At 59.2% G+C, this 18,954-nt stretch carries 20 protein-coding genes; 3 read left to right on the top strand and 17 right to left on the bottom strand.

The genetic code is table 11. The annotated features are described in order from the left end of the window. Positions 1–91: 91 nt before the first annotated feature. From ACIQ1A_RS09035 to ACIQ1A_RS09025, 3 genes are read right to left on the bottom strand one after another with little or no spacing between them, the layout of a single operon-like run. The gene (locus tag ACIQ1A_RS09035; protein ID WP_395770745.1) at positions 92–412 is read right to left on the bottom strand and encodes a hypothetical protein; all 321 of its coding nucleotides are present in this window, start codon (positions 410–412) and stop codon (positions 92–94) included. Between the two features lie 52 nt (positions 413–464). Next, positions 465–917 carry a DUF2127 domain-containing protein gene (locus tag ACIQ1A_RS09030; RefSeq protein WP_395770744.1) on the bottom strand — a complete coding sequence of 151 codons (453 nt, stop codon included), beginning with the start codon at positions 915–917 and terminating at the stop codon, positions 465–467. A 4-nt stretch (positions 918–921) separates the two neighbouring features. After that, on the bottom strand, positions 922–1,890 hold the full coding sequence (locus tag ACIQ1A_RS09025) for a polyprenyl synthetase family protein (RefSeq protein WP_395770743.1): 969 nt from the start codon (positions 1,888–1,890) through the stop codon (positions 922–924). A 156-nt stretch (positions 1,891–2,046) separates the two neighbouring features. On the opposite strand from ACIQ1A_RS09025, the gene ssb reads away from it, so the two are divergent. Further along, on the top strand, positions 2,047–2,535 hold the full coding sequence (gene ssb, locus ACIQ1A_RS09020; protein ID WP_395770742.1) for a single-stranded DNA-binding protein: 489 nt from the start codon (positions 2,047–2,049) through the stop codon (positions 2,533–2,535). A gap of 68 nt (positions 2,536–2,603) precedes the next feature. Here the strand turns inward: ssb and ACIQ1A_RS09015 are convergent, their stop codons facing one another. Further along, positions 2,604–4,190 carry a peptide MFS transporter gene (locus ACIQ1A_RS09015; RefSeq protein ID WP_395770741.1) on the bottom strand — a complete coding sequence of 529 codons (1,587 nt, stop codon included), beginning with the start codon at positions 4,188–4,190 and terminating at the stop codon, positions 2,604–2,606. 81 nt (positions 4,191–4,271) lie between these two features. On the opposite strand from ACIQ1A_RS09015, the gene ACIQ1A_RS09010 reads away from it, so the two are divergent. Together ACIQ1A_RS09010 and fnr are read left to right on the top strand one after the other, a co-directional pair. Continuing rightward, a complete protein-coding gene (locus tag ACIQ1A_RS09010; protein ID WP_395770740.1) occupies positions 4,272–6,344 on the top strand; it encodes a prolyl oligopeptidase family serine peptidase in 2,073 nt (690 codons plus the stop codon). Further along, positions 6,341–7,093 (top strand): fumarate/nitrate reduction transcriptional regulator Fnr, encoded by a 753-nt coding sequence (gene fnr, locus ACIQ1A_RS09005; RefSeq protein WP_395770739.1) that lies wholly within the window; start codon positions 6,341–6,343, stop codon positions 7,091–7,093. Before ACIQ1A_RS09010 ends, fnr begins: the two co-directional genes overlap by 4 nt. On the opposite strand, the gene ACIQ1A_RS09000 is transcribed toward fnr, so the two are convergent. The 13 genes from ACIQ1A_RS09000 to ACIQ1A_RS08940 form a co-directional block, all read right to left on the bottom strand. Further along, positions 7,090–7,806 carry a sulfite exporter TauE/SafE family protein gene (locus ACIQ1A_RS09000; protein WP_395770738.1) on the bottom strand — a complete coding sequence of 239 codons (717 nt, stop codon included), beginning with the start codon at positions 7,804–7,806 and terminating at the stop codon, positions 7,090–7,092. The genes fnr and ACIQ1A_RS09000 overlap by 4 nt on opposite strands. Further along, on the bottom strand, positions 7,796–7,975 hold the full coding sequence (gene ccoS / locus ACIQ1A_RS08995) for a cbb3-type cytochrome oxidase assembly protein CcoS (RefSeq protein ID WP_395770737.1): 180 nt from the start codon (positions 7,973–7,975) through the stop codon (positions 7,796–7,798). Before ccoS ends, ACIQ1A_RS09000 begins: the two co-directional genes overlap by 11 nt. Beyond that, positions 7,972–10,338, bottom strand: a complete 2,367-nt coding sequence (locus ACIQ1A_RS08990) for a heavy metal translocating P-type ATPase (protein WP_395770736.1) — start codon at positions 10,336–10,338, stop codon at positions 7,972–7,974. The genes ccoS and ACIQ1A_RS08990 overlap by 4 nt, the downstream gene beginning before the upstream one ends. A gap of 6 nt (positions 10,339–10,344) precedes the next feature. Beyond that, positions 10,345–10,839, bottom strand: coding sequence for a FixH family protein (locus tag ACIQ1A_RS08985; protein ID WP_395770735.1), 495 nt, complete (start codon positions 10,837–10,839; stop codon positions 10,345–10,347). Beyond that, positions 10,832–12,394, bottom strand: a complete 1,563-nt coding sequence (locus ACIQ1A_RS08980; RefSeq protein ID WP_395770734.1) for a 4Fe-4S dicluster domain-containing protein — start codon at positions 12,392–12,394, stop codon at positions 10,832–10,834. The genes ACIQ1A_RS08985 and ACIQ1A_RS08980 overlap by 8 nt, the downstream gene beginning before the upstream one ends. A gap of 11 nt (positions 12,395–12,405) precedes the next feature. Further along, positions 12,406–12,699, bottom strand: coding sequence for a hypothetical protein (locus ACIQ1A_RS08975; RefSeq protein ID WP_395770733.1), 294 nt, complete (start codon positions 12,697–12,699; stop codon positions 12,406–12,408). After that, positions 12,700–13,620 (bottom strand): cytochrome-c oxidase, cbb3-type subunit III, encoded by a 921-nt coding sequence (gene ccoP / locus ACIQ1A_RS08970; RefSeq protein ID WP_395770732.1) that lies wholly within the window; start codon positions 13,618–13,620, stop codon positions 12,700–12,702. It lies immediately after the preceding gene. Further along, the gene (locus tag ACIQ1A_RS08965) at positions 13,617–13,757 is read right to left on the bottom strand and encodes a cbb3-type cytochrome oxidase subunit 3 (RefSeq protein ID WP_395770731.1); all 141 of its coding nucleotides are present in this window, start codon (positions 13,755–13,757) and stop codon (positions 13,617–13,619) included. The genes ccoP and ACIQ1A_RS08965 overlap by 4 nt, the downstream gene beginning before the upstream one ends. Before the next feature lie 3 nt (positions 13,758–13,760). Further along, positions 13,761–14,366: a cytochrome-c oxidase, cbb3-type subunit II gene (gene ccoO / locus ACIQ1A_RS08960; protein WP_395770730.1), complete on the bottom strand. Its 606-nt coding sequence runs from the start codon at positions 14,364–14,366 to the stop codon at positions 13,761–13,763. A gap of 15 nt (positions 14,367–14,381) precedes the next feature. Beyond that, entirely contained in the window at positions 14,382–15,821 is a 1,440-nt protein-coding gene (gene ccoN / locus ACIQ1A_RS08955; RefSeq protein WP_395770729.1) for a cytochrome-c oxidase, cbb3-type subunit I, read from the bottom strand. A gap of 82 nt (positions 15,822–15,903) precedes the next feature. Next, positions 15,904–16,905, bottom strand: a complete 1,002-nt coding sequence (locus tag ACIQ1A_RS08950) for a magnesium and cobalt transport protein CorA (RefSeq protein ID WP_395770728.1) — start codon at positions 16,903–16,905, stop codon at positions 15,904–15,906. A gap of 35 nt (positions 16,906–16,940) precedes the next feature. Beyond that, a complete protein-coding gene (locus ACIQ1A_RS08945; protein WP_395770727.1) occupies positions 16,941–18,116 on the bottom strand; it encodes a DUF4105 domain-containing protein in 1,176 nt (391 codons plus the stop codon). Next, positions 18,106–18,951, bottom strand: a complete 846-nt coding sequence (locus ACIQ1A_RS08940) for an HlyC/CorC family transporter (RefSeq protein WP_395770746.1) — start codon at positions 18,949–18,951, stop codon at positions 18,106–18,108. Before ACIQ1A_RS08940 ends, ACIQ1A_RS08945 begins: the two co-directional genes overlap by 11 nt. Between the last annotated feature and the right edge of the window lie 3 nt (positions 18,952–18,954).

The raw sequence follows: 18,954 nt of genomic DNA, 5'->3' as shown, positions 1-18,954 counted from the left end.
GGCTTTTGAAATCGCACGGGTGTTCAAGCGCCCGCTCGAGCAGGTGTTTCAATACGCGGAGGAGTGATTCCAGACGCTGCTGTTTATGGCATCAGAGTTTGTTGGCCAGCAGCAGGAGTATGCCGACAAGCACGGATACGCCGAGGATCATCAGCACCCATTTGCCGGCTGTTTTTTGGGAACTCAGGTGATCCTCATAGGCGCGCCGATCCAGATAGAGGCCGCCGTCCGGGGTGCTGCGGATGATGCCGCGCTTTTGGTAATGCGCGACCAGTGCGCTCTGCTCGCCAGCCAAATCCGCTGCGGGCATGGCGGTTTCGCGGCTGAATGCACCCTGATCTTTCAATTGATCAAGCAGTTGTTTGTGTTGTTTTGCGGCCGAGGCAATGGCGGCCTGAAGTGCGGGATTCACGAGGCTGACTCCAAATGCAGAACCATGATTGTTGACGCCGGAAACAGCGCCGTCAAGTCCGTTCATGCTTCAGCGTGCGGGCAAGGTACACCACCACGGCCACATTGATGGCCAGCGCACCGACCACAAACACGCTGTAGCCCTGTGTCAGTTCATATAACTCGAAAGGAATGTAGACACCGCCGGTAATGGCAGCGAACCATTTGGCCCAGGCGCGGTTCTGCCAGAGGCCCATGCCCTCGATGAAACGCAATCCGGCATACAGCAGCGCCGCCAGACCGAGCAGGGTGATGCTGCGGTCCGACAGACTGCCGATATTGGCCACGAACAAATCCGGGTAGTGGCTGCTTGGGTTCAGGTGCAGCCGTTCGACCATTTGTTTGGCCAACGTGCGTGGGGTGTATTGAAATAGCGACAGCAGCCATAGTCCGGTCATCATCGCCAGCACACCTTTGATGGCCTCAAGCACGGCAATCCAGCGCACGCCATGACGGGGTGCCGGCACGGCCTTAATGGCTCCGCGCAACCGAATAGTCGGCCAAATCCAGCAACGCCTTTTTCCAGGCGCTTTCCGGGAGCGCGTGCAAAGCCGCTTTGGCCGCGTCGGCATGGAAATGAGCCTTGTCGGTGCAATAGCGCAGGCTATCGCTGCTGGCAATCGCCGCCAGAACCTCCGGCATGGCCGTGGCATCGCCGGTAGCAATGATCAGCCGCAGACGTTCACGCACGGAAGCCTCGGCCAAGCCCATGGCATGAATAAGCGGCAGGGTGGCTTTGCCTTCGGCGAGGTCATCGCCGAGATTTTTCCCCAAGGCTTCGGCATCGCCCACATAATCGAGGACATCGTCGGCAATCTGGAAAGCCATTCCCAAATGCAGACCGTAATCATCCATGGCGGCACAGGCGGTGCTATCGGCACCAGCCAGATGCGCAGCCAGACCGGTAGCCGCGGAAAACAGCGCCGCGGTCTTGCGCTCAATGACATTCAGATAGGCGGCTTCGTCGGTGTCCGGATTATGGACATGCAGCAACTGCAGCACTTCGCCCTCGGCGATGCGGTTGGTGGTGTCAGCCAGACGTTTCTGAATGGCCATCGAATCCAGACCCACCATCAACTGAAACGCGCGCGAATACAGAAAATCCCCGACCAGCACGCTTGGTGCGTTACCCCAGAGCGCGTTGGCGGTTTTGCGCCCGCGGCGCAGATCGGATTCATCGACCACATCGTCGTGCAGCAAGGTGGCGGTATGGATGAACTCGATGATGGCGGCCAGCGCGGTGTGGTCCTGCCCGCGGTAACCGGCGGCGCGCGCGGCCAAGGCCGTCAGCATCGGGCGCAGGCGCTTGCCTCCGGCAACGATGATGTGTTCGGAAATCTGGTTGATCAGCATAACGTCCGAATGCAATTCGGCCCGAATCAGGACGTCAACCGCGGCCATTTCGTCCCTTGCCAGGGTCTGGATGGATTCAATGCTCATAAATCAACTACTTAAGTTTCAGGTATCCCAGGCAATTATATGTCTTCCGACCCCGACACGGGGGGATTTCCGATGCCGGCAGAAATGCTTTGGGATATTGCCGGTTGAAAGCTATACTTAATCTGTCTCTACACCCACTTTTGAAAGGAACCCGCCATGGCTCGTGGCATCAACAAAGTCATCCTCGTCGGCACCGTCGGCAAAGATCCGGAAGTCCGTTATTTCCAGTCCGGTGATGCCTATTGCACGCTGTCGGTCGCCACTTCCGAACAATGGAAGGACAAAGCCGGTGAGAAGCAGGAAAAAACCGAATGGCACCGCGTCAAGTTCACCCGCAAGCTGGCGGAAATCGTCGGTGAGTACGTGCGCAAAGGCCAGATGATCTATGTCGAAGGCAAACTGGAAACCCAGAAGTACACCGACAAACAGGGCATCGAACGTTACAGCACCGATGTCGTGGCCAATGAGATGCAGATGCTCGGCGGCAAGAAAGAGGGTGGTGATCGCGGCGGCTCCCGTGAAGACAGCGGCTGGTCCAGCGGCGGTGATAAATTCAGCACCCCGAAGCCGGCAGCGCGTAGTGCCCCGGCAGCGGTTGCTACGCCCGCCGACAACGATCCGTTCGGCGATGACGTGCCGTTCTGATTCAGCCGAACTGCTTCCAAAAAAAACCGCCCTTTGGGCGGTTTTTTCTTTGGCGATGATTGCCGTGATTAGGATGGTTCGCGGGTGAGTCGGTTGAGCAAAGGCGACAGCACCAGCAGCGCCACGCCGGCAATCACGCCAATCCACATCATGTCGCCGAACACCTCGCCGTAGACGCCAAGCGCCTTGACTTTATCGATGCTGCCATCCGGGTTGGGGTCAATCGACGCCCAGGTGCCGAGCCGGCCGGCGATCATTTCGCCGAAGGCCGAGAACAGGAACCAGGCCCCCATCATCAGGCCGACCACACGCGGTACCGACAGTGTGGTCACGGCCGATAATCCGATCGGCGACAGCATCATTTCGCCGATGACCATCAGCGCGTAGGCCAGCACCATCCACCACAGACTGACCAGTCCGTCATCGCCCGGCGCATGGCTGGCCATCATCAGTACACCGAAAGCCAGGCCCAGGAACACCAAGGCCCAACCGAATTTGGCCGGCAGACTCGGGTTCAGGCCGTAGTGGTCGAGTTTCGGCCAGAGCCAGGCAAACAGCGGGCTGAAGGCAATGACGAAGATGGCGCCGATGGACGTGGTTTGTCCGGCCGTCCATTCCACGCCAAAGGTGCTGCGGTCCATCACGCGTTCCGCGAAGGCCACCCAGCTGCCGTAGCTTTGCTCGTACAAGCCCCAGAACAACGAGCTGATCACGATCAAGGCCATCAATACAATCATCCGGCCGCGCTCGGCGGCAGTGATGCCGGAGAAAAGGAATTTGAAGAACCAGACGAACAGCCCCAGCCCCATGACCACGGCGACCAATTCGGTCATGGTCACTTCATGGCCGCCGGCGATCGGTCCCAGAAAGCTGAAGTCCACTTTCATCTGAAGTACCTGCCACACCAGCAGTGCCGAGAAACTGCCGGACAGATAGATCCACCATTCACGGCTGATGCCGGCAAACCAAGGAGCCGACAGTGCGGCCGGATTCGGCGGTTCGGCTTGTCCGGCCAGATGTTTCTGACCCAGCAGGAACTGCACCAGACCCAGTGCCATCATCACGCCCGCCAGGCCGAAGCCGTAACCCCAGCCGATTTTTTCGCCGATGTAGGCCACAATCAACGAGGACAGGGCGGCGCCGATATTGATGCCCATGTAGAAAATGGTGAAACCCGAGTCGCGGCGGGGATCGTTGTCGGCATACAGGCGGCCGACGATGGTGGAAATGTTCGGTTTGAGAAAGCCCACGCCGACCGCAATCAGTGCCAATGAGGCATACATGATCTGGATGGCAAACCCATCCTGAGTGGCTTGGCCGGCGATTCCCTGTGCCGGTGTACCGGTATAGGCCATGCCCAATTGTCCCAGTACCAGCAGCAAGCCACCGAATACCACCGCCTTGCGCATGCCGAGCCAGCGATCGGCCAGAGCGCCGCCGAGCAAGGGCAGGGCGTAAGCCAAGCCGGCATAAGTGCCCAGCAGCAGGTAGCCGTTGTCATCGGTAAACAAGTGGTATTTGGTCAGATACAGAAACAGCAGGGCCTTCATGCCGTAGAACGAAAAGCGCTCCCACATTTCGGTCATGAAACAGACGAAAAGCCCTTTGGGATGGCCAAAAATCTGGGATTGCTGGGCGAGCGCGGCGTCGGTCATGGGACAGGTCCTGACAGTGGTCAGTCGCCAGTATAGCGCCGGATGGAGTACCATAACCGGGTGTTCCTGCGAGGTTTATCGATGAAAGCGCGATTGCTGCTGTTGGCCCTGTTGACCCCCTTTTCGGCGACCGCCGCGTCCGACGCCAAGGCCCCGTTCACCATCCGCGACCTGGTCGCCTACGAGCGTGTTTCATCGCCGACGCTCTCCCCGAACGGCCGTTTGGCGGTGTTCGCGGTACGCCAGACCGACCTGGCCGCCAATCGCGGCAAGACCGGACTGTGGATCGAAGATCTGTTCGCCCGTGATGCCGCGCCGCCGGTGCGCTTCACTGCAGAGGATCTGAACGTCAATTCCCCGAGCTTCGCCCCGGATGGCAAAACCGTGTTCTTCCTGAGCGCCAAATCCGGCAGCATGCAATTGTGGTCGCAGGCCGTCGGTAGCCAAAACGCGGTGCAGGTCTCCGATGTCCCGCTCGATATCGGTTCCTACAAGCTGTCCCCCGACGGCAAGCATGTGGCATTTAGCGTGGAGGTGTTTACTGATTGTGCAGACATCGCCTGCAGCAAACAGCGTCTGGATGCCAAGGCCGCCAACAAAGCCAGCGGCATGCTGTTCGACAAGTTATTTATCCGGCACTGGGACACCTATGCCGATGGCCGCCGCAATCAACTGTTCATCGCCCCGCTGCAAAACGGCAAGCTCGGCGCCGCCGTGCGTCTGGCCAATGTCGATGGCGATATTCCCTCGAAACCCTTTGGTGATGCCAGCGAATACGCCTGGGCTCCCGGTGGCGGCATGCTGGTCTTTTCCGTTCGCATCGCCGGCAGAACCGAAGCGTGGTCGACCAACTTCGATCTGTACCGTGTCATCATCGGCGATCACAACATGCATCTGGTCGATAATCTGACCGCCGCCAACAAAGCCTGGGACACCTCGCCGGTGTTCAGCCCCGATGGCAAAACCCTGTACTACCGCGCCATGAAGCGTCCGGGCTTCGAGGCCGATCGTTTCGCCATCATGGCCATGGAACTGGCCACCGGCAAAACCCGTGAAGTCGCTCCGCGTCTGGACAATTCCGCTGAATCGTTGGTCATCAGCGATGATGGCAAGACCCTGTTCACCACCACCCAGGACACCGGCGAAATGCCGCTGTTCGCCGTCGATATCGCCAACGGCGAGGCCGCACTGGTGGCCCGCGAGGGTAGCGTGCGCGAATTCGCCGTGGCCGGCAATCAGGTGCTGTTCACCCGCGACCGTCTGGATTCTCCGGCCCAGCTGTTCCTCAGCGATGCCACTGGCCGCACTGTGCGCCAGATCAGCGTCAACAACCGCGAGGCCATGGCCAAGACGGCCTGGGGCGCGTTCGAACAATTCACATTCATCGGCTGGAACGATGAAACCGTACACGGCTATGTGGTCAAGCCGGCCAACTACGTCGAAGGCCGCAAATACCCGGTGGCCTTCCTGATCCACGGCGGCCCGCAGGGCAGTTTCAGCAACGGCTGGAGCTATCGCTGGAATCCGCAGACCTACGCCGGTCAGGGTTTTGCCGTGGTCATGATCGACTTCCACGGATCCACCGGTTACGGCCAAGCGTTTACCGATTCCATTTCCGGGCATTGGGGCGATCGTCCGCTGGAAGATCTGCAGAAAGGCTATGCACACGCTCTGAAGCAGTACGGATTCCTCGATAAAAATCGCGCCTGCGCGCTCGGTGCCAGTTACGGCGGGTACATGGTCAACTGGATCGCCGGTAATTGGCCGGAACCCTGGAAGTGCCTAATCAACCACGACGGCGTGTTCGACACGCGCATGATGGGTTATGCCACCGAAGAGCTCTGGTTCACCGAGTGGGAAAACGGCGGAACCCCTTACGATGTGCCGCAGAATTATGAGAAATTCAATCCGGTCAATCATGTCGCCAAGTGGCGCGTGCCGATGCTGGTGGTGCAGGGCGAGCTCGACTACCGCATTCCGCCGGAGCAGGGTATCGCCACCTTCACCGCGCTGCAGCGCAAAGGTATCGAAAGCCAGCTGCTGTTGTTCCCGGATGAAAACCACTGGGTACTCAAACCGCAGAACAGCATTCTGTGGCACGACACCGTCAACAGTTGGCTGAAGCGCTGGACCTCGGAGGAAAAACCGAAATGAGCGAGGACATCGATTCGTTCAAGGGCCTGAAAGGCAACCGCAGTGACTGCTCGAAGTGCTCCATCCAGGTGCTGTGCCTGCCGGCCAATATCCAAGCCGAGGAGTTCGAACGTCTGAACACCATCGTGCAACGGCGTCGGCCGCTCAAGCGCGGCGACGTGTTGTTTTCTGCCGGTCAGAAGCTCGATTACATCTATGTCGCCCGCGAAGGCGCGTTCAAGTCGGTGGTCTACAATGCCGATGGTGACAGCCAGGTCACCGGCTTCCATTTACCCGGCGAGATCCTCGGGCTTGATGCGCTCGGTACTTCGAAACATACCTGCGATTCGGTAGCCTTGACCACCGCCGATGTCTGCGAAATCCCGCTATCCGATCTGGAAACGGTGGCCGCCCAGCTGCCGACGCTGCAGCATCAGCTGCTGCGCATCATCGGTCAGACCATCAATCGCGATCAGAAGCACATCGAAATCTTGTCCAAGAAAAATGCGCATGAACGCATGGCGATTTTCCTGCACCAGCTGTCCGAGCGTTACCGTCAGCTGGGCCGTTCCGGTGATCGCTTCATGATTCCGATGTCACGCGAGGACATCGGCAGCTATCTGGGACTGGTGATCGAAACCGTCAGCCGGACGCTCAGCAAGATGCAGGATGACGGTTTGATCCGCGTCAACGGACGCGAGGTCGAGATACTCAACAAGCCGACATTGAACGCCTTGGCGCATGAGACGCTGGAGCGCCTGCGCGCTTAAACCAGACTGCGGCAGCCCAGTGCGGTCAATAGTCCATGCATGCCGGGAGCATGTATCAGCCAAGGGGCGGCAGCGGTAAGTACGCCGGCGATAAAGACCGTCATCGCCAGTCCCATGCGCAGTCCACGATGACCGAGCAGATGCTGGAAGCGTGCTCCGGAATAGCTGATGGTCGTCATCAGCGGCAATGTGCCCAGACCGAATGCCAGCATCAGCAGACCGCTGTGCAGCGGACTTGCTTCCAGCCACGCCGCTAGCAACAAACCGGTGCTTAGGCCGCAGGGCAGCCAGCCCCACATCGCGCCGAGTCCCAATGAACGCAGTAGGCCATTTGCCGGCAGGAACTGTTTTAGACCGGAAACCCACTGCCAGATCCGGCTGTTTCCGGGAATGGCGAAGGCGAATCGGTTTGGGAACAGCATGCGCAGGGCCAGCAACATCAAAACCACGCCCATGATGCTGCGCAAGACCACTGCCAGTTCCGGCAGACGGATGACGCCGACGAACAGGGCGCCGATACTTCCGGCCAGAACGCCGGCGAGGGTGTAGCTGGAGACCCGCCCCAGATTCAGCATGAGGGCATGCGGCAGGGCATCGGACTTGGGTTGGCCATTCAAGGAAACGGCAATGCCGCCGCACATCAGCGTACAATGCACGCCCCCCATCAGTCCCGAAAGAAAGGCCGCACCCAGAACAAGAAAATCAACCGGCATGGTCCGTTTTGTCCTTGTCCGGCAACGGTTTGCTGTCATCGGTCAAAATATCCAGCGCGGCCGCATCGAGATTGTCGAACTGCCCTTTGCGCACGGCCCAGAAAAACGCCAGGATGCCGACGATCAGCAGCACCAGGGAAATCGGAATCAGGGCCAATAAGATATTCATGAGGCGGTCCGGTAAATTCGCAGGGCGTTGAGGGTGACCAGAAGGGATGATCCGGCCATGCCGAGCGAGGCATAGCCCGGGTGGATGAATCCGGACAGGGCAATGGCCACGGCAATGCCATTATACGCAATCGCCCAACGCAGATTCTGCCGCATCAGCCGATGCATATGGCTGGCCACGGCAAAGACCTGCCGGACCTGTTTCAATCGAGAATTCATCAGCAGGATATCGGCATTGGACTGCGCCAGCCAGGCGCCGGAGCCCATCGCCATGGACACATCGGCTTGCGCCATGACCGGCGCATCATTGATGCCATCGCCGACCATCACTACACGCGCACCAGTGTTCTGCAGATTGCGCAGATAATCGAGCTTGCGTTCGGGCGTGGCGCGCGCTTGGCGATTTGCGATGCCCAACGTATCGGCGACATCACGCACGCGTTCGATGCTGTCGCCGCTGAGCAAGTGGGTCTGCATTCCCGAATCGGCGAGCCAGGCCAGATCGGCCGCTGCCTCGGCTTTGATTGGGTCGTGCAGCAAAAACTGCGCCAGTACGTGTCCGTTGCGGCTTAGCCAGACACCCTCGTCGGGTTGGCCTGCCGCCGCAAATTCTGCTTTGCCCAAGCGGTACTCTTCAGTGCCGATGCGGCCGCTGACGCCATGGCCGGGAATGACGCTGAGTGCTTCGAAAACCAATTGGGCGGCGCCACTGCCGGTAAATGCCGCTGCCAAGGGATGTTTGGATCCGATTTCAAGACTGTAGGCCAGCTGCAACGCGTGCATCTGGTCGCAGGGTGCGAATGCATGCACCGCATGCAGTGTCGGTTTGCCGGTCGTCAGGGTGCCGGTCTTGTCAAAGACGATATGGTCGATCGTGCCGAGTTTCGAAAGCGCATCCGGTGACAGTACCAGCACGCCGCTGCGGGCCAGTGCATCGAACGCCGACGATACCGCCGCCGGTACGGCCAGTGACAGCGCACAGGGGCAAGCAGCCACCAGAACCGCCAACGCAACGGGAAAGGCCTTGTCACTGTCAATCTGCCACCAGATTGCGAAAGCCGCGATGGTGACCGCAAACATGATCAGCACAAAGCGCGAGGCCAGTCGTTCCGCCCAGGCGTTCTCGACCGGCTTGCTGCCCTGTGCCTGTTCGACCAGACGCAGAATCTGTGACAGCTGGGTGTTCTGTCCGGTGCTGCTGACGCGCATTTCTCCGGCGCTGGGGCCGAGCGTACTGCCGGCCAGTAGCGTGTCGCCGGCCTGCCGGGTCTGTAATTCCGACTCGCCGGTCAACAAGGATTCATCAACATCCAGTGCCGGGCTAAGCAGGATGCCATCGGCCGGAACCGCTTCACCTGCGGGTAAAAACAACACATCGCCTGGACGGACCTCGGCAATCGGATACTGTTCACGTCGGCCGTCGATGATGCGCCAGGCGAATTGCGGTTGTGCGCGTGCCAGCAGATCGACCTGGGCACGCGCGGTGTTGCGTGCAAAGCGTTCGAGAATGCGCGCCGACAGCAGAAACAGGACGAACATGGCCGAGGCATCGAACCAGATGTGATCGCCGCCGGTCAGGGTCTGGTAGAGACTGGCGAAGTAAGCCAGAAGAATGCTGCTGGCGGCAAGCGTGTCCATGCCGGGTCGCCGATGATGCAGTTCGCGCAGCATGCCACGGATGAATTCACTGCCGGAATAGAACACCACCGGCGAGCACAGCAAAAAAGTCAGCCATCGGAAAAAATCGCGTGTGGCAAATGACATCTCACCGGCCGTATCCAGATACAAGGCCTCCGAGAACATCATGGTCTGCGTGGTCACCAGTGCCGCCAGGCCGAGCTTCAGCAATAAGCTGTTACGTTCCCGGCGCTTTTCCTGTTCGTAGGCTTCGTTGACCGCCAGATACGGGCGGTAGCCGAGACGGGCTAATTGACCGCAGAGAGAGGAAAGACTGGATTTTTCCGGATTCCAACGCACTTCCACGCGGCCATTGATGGCATTGGCGTTGACCACGGCCACGCCGGGGTCTTTCTGCAAGGCGCTTTGAATCAGCCAGGCGCAGGCGGCGCAATGCATGCCTTCGGCCAGTAAGACAATCTGCCGTCCCTCCGGGCACGGCCGGCAATGCGCGGCGGTGACATCGTCCCGATCCCATGCCGAGTAGTCGGAGGGGTTCTCATCGACCTTGCTGCCCTGTTGGCTGCGCAGTAGATAATAATCCCCGAGCCCTTCGTGTTCGATCCATTGCGCGGCATTGGCGCAGCCCAGGCAGCAGAATTGACGCAAGTTACCGGCAAGGTCCAGGGCGACGGGGGCATGGCCCAGGACTTCACTGCAGTGAAAACAGTGCGTTTCTTGCGTCATCAGGAATCAGGGCGTCTCGATGGCGGGTGTCAGCGCGATATTGGCCGAATCGCCGTAGGCGCCCACCAATCGCCAAGTCCCGGCACGATCGGTCACCACAATCTGTTGCGGGATAAAGTCTAGCGGAGCGGTCAAACGGCCGCTACCGGATTGCAGGGACACCCGGACATCGCGTTCGGCCAGATTGGCATGCACGAACAGCACATCCACCGGCAGTACGGTCAGATTTTCAGGCATGGTTTTCAATGTCAGCTGCCAGGGCTCTACCTGCCGGTCGATGACCAGATAGCCGCGGTAATGCCCCTGCGAAGCGGTATTATCGGCGGCGCTGTGCAAGGTCTGGCCTTTTCCGACCCGTTCCACCGAGGCTTGAACCGAATCCAGCGGGCCCGATGAAATGGCCAGATACAGCGTAAAAAAGCCGGCGACCACCGTCAATGCCGGAATCCCGACAATCATCCAGACCATCGGCTCCTGCCATGTTTTGCGTGTTTCAGTCATCGCAGTCGCCTCCGGTGGCATCGCTTGGGCCGAAGAAGCGCGATTCTTCTTCGACCTTGAGATCCGATTTTTTGTCGGTCAGGGTGAATTCGATTTCCTTCATGCCGCGGATGCAGTTGGCCGTGGTACGTACAGTCACCGGTACCGTCATGACGTTTTCTGCGGCCAGATGGATGGGCAGATCGTCGATGATCAGCTCGGCGTCGATGTCACCGACTTCGACGTGCAGATCGACGTCGTAATTGGTTCCGGTCTTGTTGATCAGGCGCAGCGTATAGGTATTCTCGATGCTGCCATCGGCAGCCAGACGGTAGAGCTGCTTGTCGCGCATGACATCGACCAGCAAGGGTTCGCGGTGAGCGATGCCGTAGATGGTTCCGGCCAGCAGGGCCAACAACAGCAGAGCGTAGATGATGATGCGCGGCCGGAACAGGTTGACTTTGTGGCCGACCAGGGCATTGTGGGTCGTGTAACGGACCAGACCCTTCGGGTAACCGAGTTTGTCCATAACCTCATCACAGGCATCAATACAGGCGCCACAGGCGATGCATTCATACTGCAGACCGTTGCGGATATCGATGCCGGTCGGACAGACCTGCACGCAAATGGTGCAGTCGATGCAATCACCGAGTTGTTCGTTGTCCGTGATTTTTTCCAGCACCGTTTTGTCGAAGTTGTCGACAACCAGGCCGGTTGAAATCTTGGCGTCGGTCTTGTTTTCTTTGGCGTGTCCGATGACGAAGTGCTGTGCGCGCTGTTCATCAATCAGACCGCGTGCGCGCTCCAGAACACTGGCCAGCGCGCCTTTCTTGCGCGGGCCCCGCGGCTCGCCTCGGCGGGCGTCGTAACTGATGATCAGGGTATTGCGGTCGAACATGGCGCTCTGGAAGCGTGCATACGGGCACATGTATTTGCAGACCTGCTCACGCAGGATGCCGGCATTGCCGTAGGTCGCGAAAGAATAGAACAACAACCAGAAAATGGCCCAGCCCGAAGCCGTTCCGGCCAGCAAAGCCGGTGCCAGTTCGCGGATGGGGGTGAAAAAGCCAACGAAGGTCAGGCCGGTCCACAATGAGAACAGAACCCAAAGCACATACTTGGATCCCTTGCGGCGGAATTTATCGAAACTGTTCGGCGAGGCGTCCAGCTTCATGCGCTGAGAGCGGTTGCCTTCAGTCCAGCGCTCCATCCACATGAATACTTCCGTCCATACCGTCTGCGGGCAGGCGTAGCCGCACCAGAGACGTCCGGCCACGGCGGTGAAGAAGAACAGCGACAGTGCCGCCATGATCAACAACAGGGCAAGGAAGAAGAAATCCTGGGGCCAGAAGGTCAACCAGAGGATGTAGAACTTACGTGCCGGCAGATCGAACAGAACGGCCTGGCGGCCGTCAATCTGCAGCCAGGGCATGATGTAGTAAAGGCCGAGAAGGATATAAACCGCGCTGTGCCGGAGCTTCTGGAACAGGCCATCGACTTCGCGCGGATAAACCTTACGCTCGGACACATACATCGCGCCGTCATCGATGACTTCGCTCGGAATCTTCTGGCCCATGGGATGCAACCTTAATCGGTGGGTGGCTTATTGTAACGGCTGGACGGCCGTAGCAGAATCCAGGTAAACAGACAGGCGTTGGCGGTAGCCAGCCAGAACATGAAGAACGCGATGGTGTAACCGGCTTCCCGGCTGATATCGGCTTCGGGAAAGGTGATGTCCCGCAGTTGCAGCGGATCGACGAAGGCGAAAAACACCATGGTCGCAATGCAGGCCGCGAAGAATGACGGCCAAAGGATCGCGCCCACTTTCTGTGCCAGTGGGCGCGGCGGATGGTCGAACGGGGGTTCGGCCCGGACTTTCATTTATTTCTTGGCCTGCGACAGCGAGTAGATGTAAGCGGCGGCCAGGCGGGCCTGGGTTTCGCCGATCAGCGGCAGATGCGCCGGCATCTGGCCGGCACGACCGTTGTTGATGCCGTACTTGATGTCTTCCAGCGTGCTGCCATACATCCAGTCGTTGTCGGTCAGGTTCGGAGCACCCAATGCCAGGTTGCCTTTACCATCGACTCCGTGACAGGCGGCGCAGACCGTGGCATAGGACTTGCTACCGGCAGCAGCCAGAGTTTCGTCGACTTTCATGCCCGCCAGGCTTTGTACATAGACGGCGCTTTCGGTCACCGCCTGCTCGGATCCGAGCACGGCGGCCATGGCTGGCATCACCGCAGCGCGGCCGCCTTCAACATTGACGCCACCCTTGATGGTGGTCAGGATGCCTTCCGGCGAACCATCGAACTTCCAGATGTTGTCACGCAGATTCGGGAAGCCTTTGGTACCGCCGGCATCGGAGCCGTGACAGACCGCGCAGTTGTTGGCGTAAACCTGCTTGCCAGTGGTCAGTGCAGCGGCGTCCTGGGCGATGACCTCAATACCCTTGCCGTCGAAGCGGGCATACAGTGCTTGCAGCTTGGCATCGGCTTTGGCTTTCTCGGCATCATGCTGGCCTTTCGAGCTCCAGTTGCCTTTGCCACCGACCTTGTCCGCGCTCGGATACCAAATCAGGTAGCCGACAGCGAACACGATAGTCAGATAGAACAGGTTGATCCACCAGCGCGGCAGCGGTTTGTTGTATTCCGACAAATCGCCGTCCCAGACGTGACCGGTGGTCTCAGTGCTGCTCTGGGTATCGTTGGCATGGCGTTTTTTCGAGGTCACCCAGAGCAGCCAGGTGGCGCCGATTAGGGAAATGGCAGTCAATGCAATGACGTAATAGGACCAGAATGTCATAAAGGTTTCTCCGGAGTGTCGTCCAGGGCAAGGCGAGCGGCTTCATCGAACGCGGCTTGGCGTTTCGGACTGAAGACCCAGATCGAGCCGACGATGAACAGGATGAGAAGAATGGTGGTGATGATTCCTGAGAGCATGGTTTATCCTTTCGGCCGGTGTTTGCCGAGCTGCTGCAGGTAGGCAATCAGGGCGTCCATCTCGGTTTTGCCGTCGAGTACCGCCGGAGCCTCCGCGATGTCTTTGTCGGTGTAGGGATCACCCAGGGCTTTCAGGCCGCGCATATTGGCCTGAATCTGACCGGCATTCAGCGGCCGTTCCTGCATGAAGGCATAGGTCGGCATGTTGGATTCCGGTACCACGTCACGCGGGTTGATCAAGTGGGCACGATGCCAGTCATCGGAGTAACGGCCGCCGATGCGGGCCAGATCCGGACCGGTGCGCTTGCTGCCCCACTGGAACGGACGGTCGTATACCGACTCGCCGGCATCCGAATAGGCCCCGTAACGCTGGGTTTCGAAGCGCAAGGTACGCACCATCTGCGAGTGACAGTTGTAGCAGCCTTCGCGGATGTAGATGTCGCGCCCGGCCAGCTCGAGTGCCGGGTAGGGTTTGACACCGGGCAACGGTTTGACGGTTTCGGCCTGGTACATCAGCGGGACGATTTCAGCTAGCCCGCCGATGGCGATGACCGCGGCAATCGCGATGGCCATCAAGCCGACATTGGTTTCAAGTTTTTCGTGGCTCATAGGTTCGACCTCGGCTTAAGCGTGTTGTTGCGCGACGGGAAGGACGGGCGAGACATGTTCGCCTTTGGCCTGCTTCAGGGTTTTCACCATGTTGTAGACCATGATCAGCATGCCAACCAGAACCAGCAGGCCACCCAACAGACGCACCAGATAGTACGGGTAGGTGAACTTGACGATTTCGACGAAGGCGTATTGCAGCGTGCCGTCGGCGTTGGTGGCGCGGCTCATCAGACCTTGGCCGATGCCCGAAATCCACATGGACACGGTGTACAGCACGACGCCGATGGTGTGTACCCAGAAATGGGTATCGATCAGTTTGGTCGAGAACATTTCCTTCAGGCCGACCACACGCGGAATCAGCATGTACATGGCGCCGATCGAAATCATCGCAACCCAGCCCAGAGCGCCGGAGTGCACATGGCCGATGGTCCAGTCGGTGTAATGCGACAGGGCATTCACGGTCTTGATCGACATCATCGGGCCCTCGAAGGTCGACATGCCGTAGAACGACAGCGAAACGATCAGGAACTTCAGGATCGGATCGGTGCGCAGCTTATGCCAGGCGCCCGAGAGCGTCATCATGCCGTTGATCATGCCGCCCCAGCTCGGCGCCAGCAGGACCAGCGAGAACACCATGCCGACCGATTGTGCCCAATCCGGAATGGCGGTGTAGTGCAGATGGTGCGGGCCGGCCCACATGTAAATGGCAATCAGGGCCCAGAAGTGCACGATGGACAGGCGGTAGGAGTACATCGGGCGACCGGCCTGGCGCGGTACGAAGTAGTACATCATGCCCAGGAAGCCGGCGGTCAGGAAGAAGCCGACCGCATTATGGCCGTACCACCATTGCACCATGGCATCCACGGCGCCGGAGTAGACCGGGTAGCTGTGGGTCAGTGCGGTCGGAATAGCCAGCGAATTGACGATATGCAGCACGGCCACGGCGATGATGAACGCGCCGTAGAACCAGTTGGCCACATAAATGTGCGGGACTTTGCGCTTCATGATGGTGCCGAAGAACAACACCGCGTAGGCGACCCAGACCACGGCAATCAGGATGTCGATTGGCCAGATCAGTTCAGCGTATTCCTTACCCTGGGTCAGACCCAGCGGAAGCGTGATAGCGGCCAGCACAATGACCAGCTGCCAACCCCAGAACACGAAGGAGGCGAGACCGTCGGACAGCAGTCGTGCATGACAGGTGCGCTGCACCACGTACAGACTGGTTCCGAACAGGGCGCAGCCACCGAACGCGAAAATCACCGCATTGGTATGCAGCGGACGCAGCCGGCCGAAGCTGAGCCATTCGAGGCCCATATTGAGAGAGGGCCAATACAGCTGGGCGGCGATGATCACCCCCACCAGCATGCCCACGACGCCCCAGATAACGGTCATGATGGTGAATTGCTTGACCACCTTGTCGTTATAGGAGTTTTCTTTGTCAATTGACGCCATAACGCCTCCAGAGTTGAATCCCCGACCATAGTGCCTGAACCACGACACCTTTTATTTGACCTGAATCAAAAAGCGCCGGAACTCACAGCCAGCCGGCCTTTTTCAGCCCCCGATACAGCATGAAACAGATGGTAAAAATGGTGAGCCCGACCAACGGATAGCCCAATTGCCATTCCAGCTCGGGCATATCGGCAAAGTTCATGCCGTACCAGCTGGTGATCAGGGTCGGTGCCGCCAACAGCGCGGCCCAGCCGGCCAGGCGCTTCATGGTGTCACCTTGGCTGACCGTGACCAGCGACAGGTTGGTCGCCATGGCCGAGGACAGCGTATCGCGCATGGTATCGATGGATTCGTTCAGGCGGATGACGTGGTCATGGACATCGCGCAGATAGACCCGGACTTCTTCACGGACCAAATCGCCGTGGAATTCCAGCAGCGTGGTCATGATGTCCTGCAAGGGCGAGACCGCCAGTCGCAGCTTGGTCAGGTCGTTGCGGAGCCGGTACAGGCGGATGATGGTGTCTTTCTGGAAACTGGAGGACAGAATGGCTTCTTCCAGTTCGTCCAGAGCTTGTTCATGGTCGGCGATGATCGGGAAGAAATTGTCGACAATCTGGTCGAGCACGGTATACAGGGCCATGCCGGTGCCATTGCTCAGGTAATCCGGGTTTTTGGCGCAGCGCTCGCGGGCGGCGCTGAACGAGAGCGTCCCGCCATGGCGCACGGTCAGAATGAAATCAGTGCCGAGGAACAAGTGGGATTCGCCGTAGACGATACCGCCGTCCAGCATCTGCGCGGTATTGACGACGATGAACAGGCTATTGCCGAAACGCTCGATTTTCGAGCGTTGGTGGGCTTTGTGGGCGTCTTCGACGGCCAGCGGGTGCAGGTCGAATTCCACCTGCATCTTGAACAGCAAGGTTTCATCCGGTTCGAACAGGCCGACCCAAATCAGACCGCCCTCAGCGCCAAGCGCGTCAGATATGCGGTCAAGGCTCAGCTCGTGGGCATTCCCGTCGCGATCGTAGCGGGCGATGAAGCGAACTTGTTCGCTGCGGCTTTCGAGTAGGCTGGGCGCATCCATGCACCCATGATAAACAGCCTGTTCAGGACTGCAAGCTATTTCCGTGCTTCGGCATGCAATGCCGTTTTAGCCACCAACCAATGCAGAGGCAAGGTCATCAGAATCCAGATCATGTTGCTTTGTCCGCCGGTGGAGCCGAACTTCACCAGCACGGCGAGTACTGCCGACAAAGCCACCGCTTTGACCGCAAGCAGATAGGCCTTGCGGCCCCATTCCGAGCGCTTGCGACCGAAATACAAAATGAGGGCAAGCCAGGCCAGTGGGCTGAACAACAGCAGGTTTTCATTGGCGTAGACAAAACGGTGCTCGGTAAATGCCCAGATCAGCGCCAGCAGCGTCCCAATCAAACCACAAAGCCCCCAAAATCCGAGCTGCAGCGCCGTGGCCAAACGCGGGGCGCGCCGCAGGATGAAAAAAAATGCCGCGGCTAAAGCCAAACCAATCGCCGTCGCGGTCAACGACCATTGCGGCAATTCCGACGGTGGTGGTGGCAGCGTGTCCGGCAGCAGCGGTTGTTCAGCCAGTACCAGGGGACCACCTTTCGGCCCCTTGGCTTCGCGCAGGCTTTGCTGCAGGCGCATCGGAATGAAAGCATCCTGCCAGCGGTTGAGTGGTTTGTCGCCGGCCCGGCCCATACCCAGATCAAAGCCCAGGGCCATCCATTTCGCCGGCCAAGCCAGACGCACGGACTCCGAGCGGTAGGTGTTTCCCAACGAGCTGGCGACCATCTGGCGTTTCAGTCCACCCTCGAGTGCCTCATCCAGCACATCGCGGACCTGGGTCGCGCAGTTGTTGGTGAAATAATCGTAGCGGTAACGGGCGTTTTCCGGCTTGGCCAGAAATTCGAGCCGTGCATGGATTTTTCGCTTTTGGGCTTCGTCCAAGTCCAGCCATTGGATGCTGACACCGCGACCAACCCGGCGGTAATAGTCCAGATCCTGCTCCAGCGGCAACGCCGCCAAGACGTAGTTCATCCGGCCTTTGACGAAATTGCCGGTAAATCCGGATTCGGTCGGGTCGAAAAAGCCGAAGTTATAGGAAATCGGGCGGCTGCCGTCATCGATGATGAGGGCATTGTGGCCGAAGCGCTCCCAGAAAATGGCGCCGGGTTGCATGGTCATGACGCCGACCCGCAGCTCGGCCAGCGCATGGCCGGCAAACAACAGGCCCAGCATCAAGGCAGCAAACCGGCGCAGGGCCTTATTCGCCATGGATGTTGACGATGAAGCGGTGGATCCGGCGCGAATCGGCATGGCCGACCCGGAAGTGGAAGCGGCCGAGGGTCAGTTCTTCGCCGGTTTCCGGGAGGTGACCGATAGCCGCCGCGATATAGCCGGCGATGGTGTCATATTCATCATCCGGAAAATCGGCGCCGAATTGCTGGTTGAATTCAGCAATCGGGGTGAGCGCATCCACGAAGTACTGGCCATCGGCCTGGGCCGCGATCATGACTGCCTGATTGGCGTCATCGTGCTCATCATCGATCTCGCCGACGATTTCTTCCAGCACGTCCTCAATGGTGATCAGGCCGGATACGCCGCCGTGCTCATCGATGACGATGGCCATATGATTGCGCGACTGCCGGAATTCCTTGAGCAGCACACTGAGTTTCTTTGACTCGGGAATCAGCACCGCCGGCCGGATCAGGCCGTGAATGTCGCCGGGGCCGTTGTCGACCACCACGCCGCGGAGCAGGTCCTTGGCCAACAGGATGCCGACGATTTCGTCTTTGTCCTCCCCGTGCACCGGGAATCGGGAGTGACCGGATTCGACCACCTGACGCATCAGGTCGAGAAAGCTGTCCGTGATCGAGAGCGAGACCATTTGACCGCGCGGCACCATCACATCGGATACCGTCATCTCGGACACCGCCAAGGCGCCTTGCAGGCGTTTCAGGGTATCGGTATCGATCAGGCCGTGTTTGGCGGCGGAATCCAGGATCTCGCGCAGATCGTCGAGGGATTCGGGTTCGCCCGAGAAGGCTTGGCTGAGTTTCTCCAGCCAGGAGCGTTTAGGGAGGGTGTTACTGTCCGGGTCGTCTGACATGGG

This window comes from Arenimonas sp. (assembly GCF_044353605.1).
Lineage (GTDB): Bacteria > Pseudomonadota > Gammaproteobacteria > Xanthomonadales > Xanthomonadaceae > Arenimonas.
The sequence above is the reverse complement of the archived record's forward strand: the minus strand, read 5'-3'. Positions and strand labels throughout refer to the sequence as shown.